This is a genomic window from Pseudidiomarina sp. PP-1MA (genome assembly GCF_041200125.1).
Classification (GTDB): Bacteria; Pseudomonadota; Gammaproteobacteria; order Enterobacterales; family Alteromonadaceae; genus Pseudidiomarina; species Pseudidiomarina fusca.
In genome coordinates this window covers 2198195-2211403 of record NZ_CP165718.1, presented here as the reverse complement: position 1 = coordinate 2211403, position 13209 = coordinate 2198195, and the positions used below count along the sequence as shown (strand labels likewise).

Here is a 13209-nt window from a genome sequence, read left to right as displayed (position 1 = left end):
TTAGTAACAAAAAGCTCACCTTTGTGAGCTTTTTTTATGCGGGGTGAACACAAAACCAGCAGTCAGTAAAAAAACATTTAAAAAGTTGAAAAAGGCGCTTGACGTTGCCAGTAAAATCTCTAAAATGCGCCCCACGCTTGAGGCAGACAACGAAGTCGCCAAAAGCACAAGTTTTGAGTCAGAAAAAAGTTTGCCGAAAGGCTTGACACAAAACTCCAAGGCTGTAGAATACGCCGCCTTGCTTGCTGAAACGCAAGCCGCTTCGAAAGCGAAGCGAACGCTCTTTAACAATATACCAAGCCAAGCAAACTGTGTGGGCACTTACCGGATTCAGGCAGAGAAGCATCTTCGGATGCAACAAAGGTCATTAACTTTGACCACCTGACTGATTGGAAAAGTGCTTAACAAATTAGATTTTATTAAGTCATTGATTCAATGGGTCGATTAAACACTTTAAATTGAAGAGTTTGATCATGGCTCAGATTGAACGCTGGCGGCAGGCCTAACACATGCAAGTCGAGCGGCAGCGGGGAGTAGCTTGCTACTCTGCCGGCGAGCGGCGGACGGGTGAGTAATGCTTGGGAACTTGCCTTTAGGAGGGGGATAACCACGGGAAACTGTGGCTAATACCGCATAATGTCTACGGACCAAAGCAGGGGATCTTCGGACCTTGCACCTAGAGATAGGCCCAAGTGAGATTAGCTAGTTGGTGGGGTAAAGGCCCACCAAGGCGACGATCTCTAGCTGTTCTGAGAGGATGATCAGCCACACTGGGACTGAGACACGGCCCAGACTCCTACGGGAGGCAGCAGTGGGGAATATTGCACAATGGGGGAAACCCTGATGCAGCCATGCCGCGTGTGTGAAGAAGGCCTTCGGGTTGTAAAGCACTTTCAGTGGTGAGGAAGGCTTGTAGATTAATACTCTACAAGATTGACGTTAGCCACAGAAGAAGCACCGGCTAACTCCGTGCCAGCAGCCGCGGTAATACGGAGGGTGCAAGCGTTAATCGGAATTACTGGGCGTAAAGCGTACGTAGGCGGCTTGTTAAGCAAGATGTGAAATCCCCGGGCTCAACCTGGGAATGGCATTTTGAACTGGCAGGCTCGAGTTCTGAAGAGGGTGGTAGAATTTCCAGTGTAGCGGTGAAATGCGTAGATATTGGAAGGAATACCGGTGGCGAAGGCGGCCACCTGGTCAGAAACTGACGCTGAGGTACGAAAGCGTGGGGAGCAAACAGGATTAGATACCCTGGTAGTCCACGCCGTAAACGATGTCAACTAGTTGTTCGTGTCATAAACGATGTGAGTAACGCAGCTAACGCACTAAGTTGACCGCCTGGGGAGTACGGCCGCAAGGTTAAAACTCAAATGAATTGACGGGGGCCCGCACAAGCGGTGGAGCATGTGGTTTAATTCGATGCAACGCGAAGAACCTTACCATCCCTTGACATCCAGTGAATCATCTAGAGATAGAAGAGTGCCTTCGGGAACACTGAGACAGGTGCTGCATGGCTGTCGTCAGCTCGTGTTGTGAGATGTTGGGTTAAGTCCCGCAACGAGCGCAACCCTTATCCTCAGTTGCCAGCACGTAATGGTGGGAACTCTGTGGAGACTGCCGGTGATAAACCGGAGGAAGGTGGGGACGACGTCAAGTCATCATGGCCCTTACGGGATGGGCTACACACGTGCTACAATGGCGCGTACAATGGGAAGCAAGCTAGCGATAGTAAGCGGATCTCAAAAAGCGCGTCGTAGTCCGGATCGGAGTCTGCAACTCGACTCCGTGAAGTCGGAATCGCTAGTAATCGTGGATCAGAATGCCACGGTGAATACGTTCCCGGGCCTTGTACACACCGCCCGTCACACCATGGGAGTGGGCTGCACCAGAAGTAGATAGCTTAACCTTCGGGAGGGCGTTTACCACGGTGTGGTTCATGACTGGGGTGAAGTCGTAACAAGGTAGCCGTAGGGGAACCTGCGGCTGGATCACCTCCTTATGAAAAAGCCTTGAAGAAGTTAAGTGCTCACACAGATTGCCTGGTTTGGTAGATGTAACGGATAGAAACTGGGTCTGTAGCTCAGCTGGTTAGAGCGCACCCCTGATAAGGGTGAGGTCGGTAGTTCAAGTCTACTCAGACCCACCACTTCTGCGGTTATGCTGCGTTGGAAAGCCACTCACATACTGATGTATGCTTCGTGCCTTCCCGCCTTGCCTAACCTTGAAGTTAGTCTTATCGGTTTGTTGGTTTGGTTGGTTATTTTCACGAATAACGAACAGCGCCGCGTACGAATAGCGTAGCGCACGAACAACGACACGGGGCCATAGCTCAGCTGGGAGAGCGCCTGCCTTGCACGCAGGAGGTCAGCGGTTCGATCCCGCTTGGCTCCACCACTTCTTAGTTATCGAACAGCGAAGCGTACGAACAGCGCAGCGCACGAATAACGAACAACGGTTTTTATCCAAAGTTAGCGATAAACATTCTTACGAGAATCTTTATCAGTAACTTGATGTTACACCGCTCTTTAACAATATGAACAAGCTGATTGTAATAAAGTAATGAAATGCCACTCTACTTGAATCCAAAAATGGTAGAGGCGTATCGAACTTGTGTACAGCAAAGAAACAGCCCATAGAGCTCGAATAAACATTTTCGGGTTGTATGGTTAAGTGACTAAGCGTAGACGGTGGATGCCTAGGCAGTTGGAGGCGATGAAGGACGTACTAACTTGCGATAAGCCATGATGAGGCAGTAAGAGCCGCTTGAGTCATGGATTTCCGAATGGGGAAACCCAGTGTGCATGCACACTATCTTGCACTGAATCCATAGGTGTAAGAAGCGAACCCGGAGAACTGAAACATCTAAGTACCCGGAGGAAAAGAAATCAACCGAGATTTCCCTAGTAGCGGCGAGCGAACGGGAATTAGCCCTTAAGCAATCATGGTTCTAGTGGAATGAGTTGGAAAGCTCAACGATACAGGGTGACAGTCCCGTACACGAAGGAAACATGAAGGTGAAAACGAGTAGGTCGGGACACGTGTTATCTTGACTGAATATGGGGGGACCATCCTCCAAGGCTAAATACTCCCAACTGACCGATAGTGAACCAGTACCGTGAGGGAAAGGCGAAAAGAACCCCGGCGAGGGGAGTGAAATAGAACCTGAAACCGTCTACGTACAAGCAGTAGGAGCACCTTCGTGGTGTGACTGCGTACCTTTTGTATAATGGGTCAGCGACTTATATTTTGTAGCAAGGTTAACCGAATAGGGGAGCCGTAGGGAAACCGAGTCTTAACTGGGCGTCTAGTTGCAAGGTATAGACCCGAAACCGGGCGATCTAGCCATGGGCAGGTTGAAGATTGAGTAACATCAATTGGAGGACCGAACTCACTAATGTTGAAAAATTAGGAGATGACCTGTGGCTCGGAGTGAAAGGCTAATCAAGCCCGGAGATAGCTGGTTCTCCCCGAAAGCTATTTAGGTAGCGCCTCGGACGAATACCACTGGGGGTAGAGCACTGTTTGGGCTAGGGGGTCATCCCGACTTACCAACCCCATGCAAACTCCGAATACCAGTGAGTACTATCCGGGAGACACACGGCGGGTGCTAACGTCCGTCGTGAAGAGGGAAACAACCCAGACCGCCAGCTAAGGTCCCCAAGTCATGGCTAAGTGGGAAACGATGTGGGAAGGCTTAGACAGCTAGGAGGTTGGCTTAGAAGCAGCCATCCTTTAAAGAAAGCGTAATAGCTCACTAGTCGAGTCGGCCTGCGCGGAAGATGTAACGGGGCTAAGCCATGCACCGAAGCTGCGGCAGCAAACTTGTTTTGCTGGGTAGGGGAGCGTTCTGTAAGCCGTTGAAGGTGTGTTGAGAAGCATGCTGGAGGTATCAGAAGTGCGAATGCTGACATGAGTAACGATAATGGGGGTGAAAAACCCCCACGCCGGAAGACCAAGGTTTCCTATCCCATGTTAATCAGGGTAGGGTAAGTCGGCCCCTAAGGCGAGGCCGAAAGGCGTAGTCGATGGGAAACGGGTTAATATTCCCGTACCGACATGAACTGCGATGGGGGGACGGAGAAGGCTAGGCAAGCCGGGTGTTGGTTATCCCGGTGAAAGTATGTAGGTTGGTGGTTTAGGAAAATCCGGACCGCTAAGACTGAGATACGAGACGAGCATCTACGGATGCGAAGTTGTTGATGCCATGCTTCCAGGAAAAGCCTCTAAGCTTCAGGTTCATGTTGACCGTACCCCAAACCGACACAGGTGGTCAGGTAGAGAATACTAAGGCGCTTGAGAGAACTCGGGTGAAGGAACTAGGCAAAATAGTACCGTAACTTCGGGAGAAGGTACGCCAGAGCTGGTGAAGTCCACACGGACGGAGCCGGAGCTGGCCGCAGTGACCAGGTGGCTGGGACTGTTTATTAAAAACACAGCACTCTGCAAAATCGAAAGATGACGTATAGGGTGTGACACCTGCCCGGTGCCGGAAGGTTAATTGATGGGGTTAGCGTAAGCGAAGCTCTTGATCGAAGCCCCGGTAAACGGCGGCCGTAACTATAACGGTCCTAAGGTAGCGAAATTCCTTGTCGGGTAAGTTCCGACCTGCACGAATGGTGTAACCATGGCCACGCTGTCTCCACCCGAGACTCAGTGAAATTGAAATCGCCGTGAAGATGCGGTGTACCCGCGGCTAGACGGAAAGACCCCGTGAACCTTTACTACAGCTTGGCACTGAACATTGAACCTCCATGTGTAGGATAGGTGGGAGGCTATGAAGCGTTGGCGCTAGTTGACGTGGAGCCATCCTTGAAATACCACCCTTGTATGTTTGATGTTCTAACTTAGCCCCATTATCTGGGGTGAGGACAGTGCCTGGTGGGTAGTTTGACTGGGGCGGTCTCCTCCCAAAGAGTAACGGAGGAGCACGAAGGTTGGCTAAGTACGGTCGGACATCGTACGGTTAGTGTAATGGCACAAGCCAGCTTAACTGCGAGACAGACACGTCGAGCAGGTGCGAAAGCAGGTCATAGTGATCCGGTGGTTCTGAATGGAAGGGCCATCGCTCAACGGATAAAAGGTACTCCGGGGATAACAGGCTGATACCGCCCAAGAGTTCATATCGACGGCGGTGTTTGGCACCTCGATGTCGGCTCATCACATCCTGGGGCTGTAGTCGGTCCCAAGGGTATGGCTGTTCGCCATTTAAAGTGGTACGCGAGCTGGGTTTAGAACGTCGTGAGACAGTTCGGTCCCTATCTGCCGTGGGCGTTTGAGAGTTGAGAGGGGTTGCTCCTAGTACGAGAGGACCGGAGTGAACGAACCGCTGGTGTTCGGGTTGTCATGCCAATGGCACTGCCCGGTAGCTACGTTCGGAATCGATAACCGCTGAAAGCATCTAAGCGGGAAGCGAGCCTCAAGATAAGCTCTCACTGACATGTCATTGTCCTAAAGGGTCGTTGGAGACTACAACGTTGATAGGCGGGGTGTGGAAGCGTAGTAATGCGTTGAGCTAACCCGTACTAATTGCCCGTGAGGCTTAACCATACAACACCGAAGGTGTTTAGGGCTGTAGCCAAGACATAAGTTCGAGCTTCTACTAGGCTCAATTAGAGTGGTGCATTACTGGCACGACAATCAGCGAATTCATATTGTACAAGTTTACGCCTGGCGGCAATAGCGAAGTGGAACCACCTGATCCATTCCGAACTCAGAAGTGAAACGCTTCCGCGCCGATGGTAGTGTAGGGTCTCCCTATGCGAGAGTAGGTCACCGCCAGGCACCAAATACGAACAACCCCTAGCAGCTATGCTAGGGGTTTTTTCGTTGCGCGCTCGAAAAGATTGCGCAGAGCGTCCAATAATCTTAACTTCCTGTCTTTTCGCCTCATAAATCAGCATAAACATTGAACTATGTTAAATTTTTATGCAGTCTCAGACTTTGGTCATATTGCTTTCTGATCTATACAAGAAGATACTGATGTATATAAAAGAGTCAATGTACTGCTAATATGTACTTTGATTTTAATAATAATCAGCAGGAGAAGAACATGAAATACGCGAAGTTAAGTTATCTGATTGCGGGAGCGTTAGCAGTTCCATCAGCTTTAATGACTCATTCAGCATTTGCCCAAGAAGCTTCAGTAGAAGCTGAAGAAACCATCCAAGTAGTAGGTTCTCGTTTATCGGTACGAACAGCGACTGACGGTTCGGCGCCAGTAGATATCATCAGTGGTGAAGATCTTGCGGCTAGCGGTATCACTGAAACGGCACGTGCATTACAATACGCAGTGCCAAGCTTTAACTTCCCAACGTCATCGATTACCGACGGTTCGGATGCGGTTCGACCAGCGTCACTACGTGGTTTATCTCCTGATCACACACTCGTCTTGATTAACGGTAAGCGTCGTCACAGTAGTGCTCTCGTGCATTTAAATGGTACTACCGGACGTGGTAGTTCCAACGTCGATTTGAACGCAATCCCTATCTCATCCATCAAGCGCATTGAAGTTCTTCGTGATGGTGCAGCTGCACTATACGGTTCTGATGCAATTGCCGGGGTGATTAACATTGTACTCAAAGATCAATCAGAAGGCGGCTCCATAACAGCTAATGCAGGCCAAACTTATATTGGTGATGGTGACCAATATAAAGTACATGGTAACACTGGATTTGCGCTGGGTGACGATGGTTCTTTGATGTTAGCGTTTGAATACCATCATAAAAATAAAACTAACCGTGCCGGTCCTGATCCACGCCAGCAATATGAATTAATTAATGGTGAAGAAGATCCACGCGAAGAAACCTTCAACAGATTAAGTCATCACGTTGGTGATGCTTCGTTTGAAAACAAAGCTATCTTCTTTAACGCTAATATGGCAGCTGGTAACGAAGGCGAATTGTACGCCTTTGGTGGATACAGTGATAGAACATCGCAATCTGGTGCATTCTATCGTCGTGCTTTAGATAACCGTAACTTAACCGAGGTCTATCCGGATGGTTATCTGCCGCTTCTTACCCCAGAAACATCAGATTTTTCTGTAGTTGGTGGGTATAAATTCCTATTAGCTGATTGGAACGTAGATGCCAGCGTAGGTATGGGCACCAGTGAGTTCCAATATCGCTTGGAGAATTCGTTAAACGCATCTTTTGGTCCGTCAACGCCAACAGAATTTGATGCAGGTACTCTAGAACTGAATGAAGTTAATGCTAGCGTTGACGTTCAGCGGTTCTTCCCGTTTGTAAATAACTCAGACTTGTCGGTAGCTTTCGGGCTTAGCTATCGTGAGAACACTTATAAGATTTCAGCGGGAGAGCCAGCATCTTATGAGAACGGCGGTTACGATGGGCGTCCAGCAGGTAGCCAAGGTTTCACTGGGTTTAAACCTGAGTCTGAAGTAGATGAATCGCGTGATAACGTGGGTTTGTATGTAGAACTTGAAAACATGCTGACTACTCAGTTTCAATGGGGTGCAGCAGTTCGTTATGAAGACTATTCAGACTTTGGTAACAATACCAGCTGGAAGATCTCGGGCCGTTATGATGTGACCGATCAGTTCGCTATTCGAGCTACCGCGAACACCGGTTTCCGCGCTCCTAGTGTGCAGCAAATCTATTTCACGAATATCTCAACTCTGTTTGTTAACCGTAACGGTGAGTTAGTGCCTGAACAGTCAGGTACCTTCAATAACATAAGCCCGGTAGCTCAAGCACTGCAGTTAGGTGCGCTACAGCCAGAAGAGTCACAAAGTTTAAGCTTTGGTTTGGTTTGGAGTGGCGACGATGGCCTGTCAGTAACAGTTGATGCCTTCCAAATTGATATCGATGATCGAATCATTCTCTCTAGCTCGCTAATTCCAAGCGATTCTCCCGCGGTTGCTGCAGCGCTTGCGGCAGCTGGTGCAGATAACGCACGCTTCTTTATTAACGCAGTAGATACCTCAAGCCGTGGTGTGGATGTGGTGGCAACCCAAGAGTTCGATGTTGGTAGCTCGCTACTCAAAACGCAATTGGCTTATGGCTATAATAAAACGGAAGTGGATGGTGTTAACCTACCAACTATTTTGGATGGTTTAGAAGATAAACTGTTTGATAATGTGGAACAAACCCGCATGACTCGTTCAGTACCGCGGCATAGCGGCTCGTTATCTTTTACCTCGATTGTTGAAGATTTTGAAACTCGTTTGGGCTTCAATTACTTTGGCGATTACATGTTAGAGAATAATGCAGGGCTACAAACTGAGTTTAGCGGTAAATGGGTAGTTGATTTTTCCGTGAAGTATAAAATGGATGACAACTTATCTTTCAATGTGGGTGTACAAAACTTGCTGGACGAATACCCAGACAAGCAGCACCCATCAAACCAGTTTAATGGTATCTTCATGTATCCAAATACTAACGCACCGTTTGGTTTCAATGGTGGCTACTATTATGGTGAAGTGACTTATAGTTTTTAATAGCTAATAATCGCTAATTATTGGTCAAAGCCGCTAACCCAGGTTAGCGGCTTTTTCTTTTTCATCTTATAAGTCTATATTAAACAAAGCGTTATTAATTTCGGCATGGTAATTGCTTGATACCTAGTGAAGTTTCTATCTTTTAGAGGATAAGCAATGAACAAACAATCATCATGGTTATGGATACTGTTAGGATTATTTGCCTTAGTTGTTTTTGGCGATGAACTATTGGCTATTGTTGGGGCTATTATTGGAGTGATTTTCAGTGTTGGCTTCGCTGGATTATTGATACTTACCATCGCGGCTGTCGTATTTGGTGCGGTGCTAGTGGTTGGTGGTAGTGTTGCAGTAGCGCTACTCGCAGCCGGTGTCGCTTTAGCTGCGGTCTTATTTAGTTGGTTATGGCCCTATTTATTGGTCGGTTTTATTATCTATCTAATGGTACGAAAACGCCCTAAAACTGTGTAAACTTGTTATCAAATAATAACAAGGTGAGCAAAATCATGTGGCGTATTCTATTGGCACTGGTATTTCTTGGTGGTGGTATTAACCTAGTTGCGGCTGCAGAAGTAGAAATCAGTAATGTATGGATGAAAGAATCCATTCCTGGTACTGAGAACGGAGCAGCCTATTTTACGATCAGTAATAGCTCGGCTGCACCAGTCGTCTTGATCGGTGCCAATACTGATGCTGCTCGGGCCACCGAGGTACATCAACACGTTATGCGTGATGGTATGATGCGGATGCGCAGAGTACCAGAATTAGTGATAGAGCCCAATCAGACCCTAGTGTTTCAGCCGGGCGGCTATCACTTGATGCTATTTGGTGTAAAAAAAGCGTTTAAGCCAGGCGAAACGGTTGATTTTGTTTTAGAGTTTAATGATGGTGATACAGCCACTATGACTGCTGTAGTCAAAACAATACGATGAAAGGATGAGCATTAATGAGAAAACTAGCTACTGCGTTAGTACTACCCGCATTGCTGTTAGGTGCCAATGCACAAGCAGATACCATTTTAGGGATTTATGCCGGTGGCCAATATTGGGATACCAGTAACTCGGGTAATTTTGGCTCGGGTAATGGTACTCAAGGATTTAATTTTGCCGACGAAACGCAAAATAGTTTTTACGTCGCACTAGAGCATCCGATTCCATTATTGCCAAACTTTAAGGTGCGCCGCAACGATTTAACGACCTACGGTGTCACCACGCTTGGTAGCGATTTTAGTTATAACGGCATTGGTTACAGTGCGGGCACAACCCTAAACAGCAGTGTCGATTTAACCCATACTGACTACACGTTGTACTATGAAATTTTTGATAACGATTTACTGAGTGTTGATTTAGGCATAACTGCGAAGCAAGTGGATGGTTTATTGGCAGTAAGAGACGCTACTGCCGAAAACAGTTTAGATGCCGACGGTTGGATCCCAACCGGTTATGCTCAAGTGCGGGTTGGTATTCCTGCCACAGACCTTACGCTATATGGCTTAGCCAATGCGGTTTCTATTGACGATAGCAGTGTACGTGACATTGAAGCTGGTATTGAATATCGCTTAGTAGATAGCTTGGCGGTGAATTTAAATCTGCAACTGGGCTACCGAGATATCACGATTGAATTAGATGACTTAGATAATATCTATTCAGATATTCAGTTTAAAGGCCCTTACCTTGGCTTAGAAATCCATTTCTAAGCGCTCTGTAAGTTGATGGGAGCCTTAATAATAAGGAGTTACTGTGGCGGCTGTCATTCGATAGCCGACCACGGCTACATCCCCTTCCACGCGTTCAACCTTAATTACTCCTTCTACCCATACGGCATCAAAAGTATCTTCGTACTTCACCCCTTCAGCAAAATCAACCAACACAATTTGATTTGGTGGTGGTGGTGGCACGTGTACACAAGCGCCAAAATAAGGAACTAACAGAAACTGCGTAACTTTTTCTGCGTCACCTTCTAACTGCACCACGTACCCGGGAATCTTTATTTTCTTGCCATCTAGCTCGGCTACCATAGGGGCATCAAGCTCAGGTTGATTAGCTAATTCGGGATTGGCATCATAAAAAGCTTGGCTTCGAACAGGCGGGGGCTTATAACCTGGGGGAACCAGTTCTTTCCACTGTGTATTCACATAGTCATCGGCAGCGAAAGCCGGCACGATTGCCGCCAAGCTTACCAGTAATAACGCAACATATTGACGAAGTTTGATCATAATTTAATTGTTAAACCATCAGCTAGTGCATTGCGGAAGGCTCGCCATGCAGGGATTAAACTCAATATTAAAGCAGCAGCTAAAATGGCTGCCAGTAATACCCATTCGTTACTTGTTAAAGGGCTTGCTCTTAACAACATACCTGTGTGAGTGAGTAATAGATCGCTACCCAGCATTAACCCTAAGAACAGTAACAAAACCCCAGTACTAACGCCAATGACGGTAAGCAACATAGCTTCGCTCACCAGGAGGCTAAAAATACTAAATGGTCCGGCCCCAAGGGCTCGCAGCACGGCCATTTCTCGGCGCCGTTCGCGCAAGCTAGCCAAAAGTGTTGTGAGCATTCCTAATAGACCGGTTGCGACGACGAGCGCGGCGATCGCTAGCAGTGCTTGTTCGAATAGAGCTAAGGTGCGCCACAATTCGGTTAACGCCATTCCGGGCATAATTGCAGTGAGTGGTTCATTCTTGTAGGTATTGATTTGTCGTTGCATACGCAAGGCTAAAGGACGCGCTTCCAGCCCAATTAGGACAGCACTTAACGTATAAACAGGTGGTGCATGGCTAGCGTGGTCATGGTGATCATCATGGTCGTGATCTGCGCTATGCTCGGGATCAAACTCACCGTGTAAGAGACCAAGGCCTTCAAGATGAATATAGACAGCTTGGTCGACGGGGGTTCCAGTACGATTCAAAATGCCACTCACCACAAAGGGGTGCTGATCGTGGTCACTAAAACTGATACCGCCACTGCCATGTGCCAAGGTGAGCGGATCGCCTTGCTGTAGGCCAAGTCGGGCTGCCACCTCGGCACCCAGAGTGGCCTGGTTCATTTCGCTAAAGACAGTACCCTTAGCGAGTTTTAGAGAGAGTCCATCACCATAACGAAAATAGCTAAAGAAATCGCTGGTGGTTGCTACTACCGGATAGCCTGCCACGCTGTCGCCAAGAGCCATGGGAATATGCCACTTAACTCCGGGCAACTTAGTTAAATACTGATAACTATCCCAACTTAGGGTGTTATTCAGGCTGCCTATGTGAAACACGCTGCTTAATAGCAGTTGGGTTGATCCTGTTCTGGCACCAACAATTAAATCAGTGCCAGCAATGGTGTTAGCAAAATTAGCTTGGGTTTGTTCGCGCACCCGTTCTACTCCTAAGAGCAGGAGCGTACTGATAGCTATTGCCAGAATCGTGAGGATAGCGCTGGCACGACGATTACGTAAGCTAGCCCAAGCCAATTTAAGCATCGCCATCATCCTTACGTGCGTGATTGATATCGCTAAGTTCAATGGTTCTTTCAAACATTGGCGCTAGGCCTTGATCGTGCGTAACAAAGAGCAGTGTGGTTTGATTGGCAGCACAAGCTTTGAATAACACCTGAATGAATTCGTCTCGATGCTCGGCATCTAATGCTGATGTTGGCTCGTCGGCTATGATCAGAGAAGGCGCCCCAAACAAGGCTCGTGCAGCAGCCACGCGTTGTTGTTGGCCGACGCTCAATTGGCTAGCCAAGCGCTGGGTGTCTGCCGCAGCTAGGCCCAGTTGTTTTAGCAAGGACTGGGCATGCTGCTGAGGGTTTTGCACACGTTTGCGCCGAGCTGGTGCAAATTGGCTTGCTAACGTGACATTTTCTTCTGCATTAAGAAAAGGTAGCAAGTTAAACTGCTGAAAAATATAGCCGATTTCATTAGCCCGTAATTGGTCACGGCGGTGTTGGCTAAGCCGACCAAGATCATGTCCTAAGACTTCGAGTTGCCCAGCTGGGGCTTGGTGCACGCCGGCAATCAAGCTCAGTAAGGTAGACTTACCCGAACCACTGGCACCACGAAGGAGGACTCGCTCACCACGAGCTATGGTCAATGATGGGATTGTCAGCAGGGGAGAAGGGGCACCCGGCCAGCGAAACTCGAGATGTTTTACTGCAATACAGGTGCCCATAGCGGTTCTTATTTCTGCGCCCGCTCGAACGAAGACATAATTTCTTCTTTGGCAGCGTTGATATCGCCCCAACCTTCAACTTTCACCCATTTTCCTTTCTCAAGCTCTTTGTAACGCTCGAAGAAGTGAGTGATTTGCGCTTTTAATAGCTCTGGCAAATCATCAACATTTTGAATGTGATCGTATTCTTTCGTTAATTTACTCACTGGTACTGCAATGACCTTAGCATCTTCACCAGATTCATCAGTCATTTTCAATACGCCAACCGGACGACACTTAATCACAGAACCAGCTTGCAGCGGATACGGCGTAGGTACTAACACATCAACTGGGTCGCCATCTAACGATAAGGTATTGTTAACAAAACCGTAGTTACACGGATAGAACATTGGAGTAGACATAAAACGGTCAACCCATAAGGTGCCAGTTTCTTTATCAACTTCATATTTGATTGGGTCGGCATTGGCCGGAATTTCGATAACTACGTTTACTTCATCTGGCAGGTTATTACCTGCGCTTACATTACTTAAGCTCATGAAAGGTCCTGTTTACTTAGTTTTAAATGACGATAACTTAAATTCTTCTAATGGGCCCTATTATA

Annotated in this window: 9 protein-coding genes, 2 tRNA genes and 3 rRNA genes; 10 read left to right on the top strand and 4 right to left on the bottom strand. The window is 47.7% G+C overall.

Translation table 11 applies throughout. The features are described from left to right. The first annotated feature begins 43 nt into the window (after nt 1-43). The 10 genes from AB8S08_RS10465 to AB8S08_RS10420 all read left to right on the top strand — a co-directional run bounded on the left by AB8S08_RS10465 (nt 44) and on the right by AB8S08_RS10420 (nt 10148). Complete coding sequence (locus AB8S08_RS10465) at nt 44-385, top strand: hypothetical protein (protein ID WP_369742695.1); 342 nt, start codon at nt 44-46, stop codon at nt 383-385. 70 nt (nt 386-455) lie between these two features. After that, nucleotides 456-1999, top strand: a 16S ribosomal RNA gene (locus AB8S08_RS10460). 70 nt (nt 2000-2069) lie between these two features. Next, nucleotides 2070-2146: transfer RNA gene (locus AB8S08_RS10455), tRNA-Ile, on the top strand. A 172-nt stretch (nt 2147-2318) separates the two neighbouring features. Beyond that, nucleotides 2319-2394: transfer RNA gene (locus tag AB8S08_RS10450), tRNA-Ala, on the top strand. Between the two features lie 270 nt (nt 2395-2664). Beyond that, a 23S ribosomal RNA gene (locus AB8S08_RS10445) occupies nt 2665-5547 on the top strand. A 119-nt stretch (nt 5548-5666) separates the two neighbouring features. After that, nucleotides 5667-5781, top strand: a 5S ribosomal RNA gene (gene rrf, locus AB8S08_RS10440). Together the 16S, 23S and 5S rRNA genes with 2 tRNA genes alongside form the textbook arrangement of a ribosomal RNA operon. 268 nt (nt 5782-6049) lie before the next feature. Next, nucleotides 6050-8455, top strand: a complete 2406-nt coding sequence (locus AB8S08_RS10435; protein ID WP_369742694.1) for a TonB-dependent receptor plug domain-containing protein — start codon at nt 6050-6052, stop codon at nt 8453-8455. Nucleotides 8456-8611: 156 nt separating this feature from the next. Next, nucleotides 8612-8923: a hypothetical protein gene (locus AB8S08_RS10430; RefSeq protein WP_153826813.1), complete on the top strand. Its 312-nt coding sequence runs from the start codon at nt 8612-8614 to the stop codon at nt 8921-8923. 35 nt (nt 8924-8958) lie between these two features. Further along, nucleotides 8959-9384: a copper chaperone PCu(A)C gene (locus tag AB8S08_RS10425; RefSeq protein WP_110075904.1), complete on the top strand. Its 426-nt coding sequence runs from the start codon at nt 8959-8961 to the stop codon at nt 9382-9384. Nucleotides 9385-9398: 14 nt separating this feature from the next. Beyond that, entirely contained in the window at nt 9399-10148 is a 750-nt protein-coding gene (locus tag AB8S08_RS10420) for a TIGR04219 family outer membrane beta-barrel protein (protein WP_110075903.1), read from the top strand. Nucleotides 10149-10172: 24 nt separating this feature from the next. On the opposite strand, the gene AB8S08_RS10415 is transcribed toward AB8S08_RS10420, so the two are convergent. From AB8S08_RS10415 to ppa, 4 genes are read right to left on the bottom strand one after another with little or no spacing between them, the layout of a single operon-like run. After that, nucleotides 10173-10667, bottom strand: a complete 495-nt coding sequence (locus AB8S08_RS10415; protein ID WP_313932783.1) for a DUF3299 domain-containing protein — start codon at nt 10665-10667, stop codon at nt 10173-10175. Further along, nucleotides 10664-11917 (bottom strand): ABC transporter permease, encoded by a 1254-nt coding sequence (locus tag AB8S08_RS10410; protein WP_369742693.1) that lies wholly within the window; start codon nt 11915-11917, stop codon nt 10664-10666. The genes AB8S08_RS10415 and AB8S08_RS10410 overlap by 4 nt, the downstream gene beginning before the upstream one ends. Then, nucleotides 11910-12608 carry an ABC transporter ATP-binding protein gene (locus AB8S08_RS10405; protein WP_110075900.1) on the bottom strand — a complete coding sequence of 233 codons (699 nt, stop codon included), beginning with the start codon at nt 12606-12608 and terminating at the stop codon, nt 11910-11912. The genes AB8S08_RS10410 and AB8S08_RS10405 overlap by 8 nt, the downstream gene beginning before the upstream one ends. Before the next feature lie 8 nt (nt 12609-12616). Next, nucleotides 12617-13144 (bottom strand): inorganic diphosphatase, encoded by a 528-nt coding sequence (gene ppa, locus AB8S08_RS10400; protein WP_110075899.1) that lies wholly within the window; start codon nt 13142-13144, stop codon nt 12617-12619. Between the last annotated feature and the right edge of the window lie 65 nt (nt 13145-13209).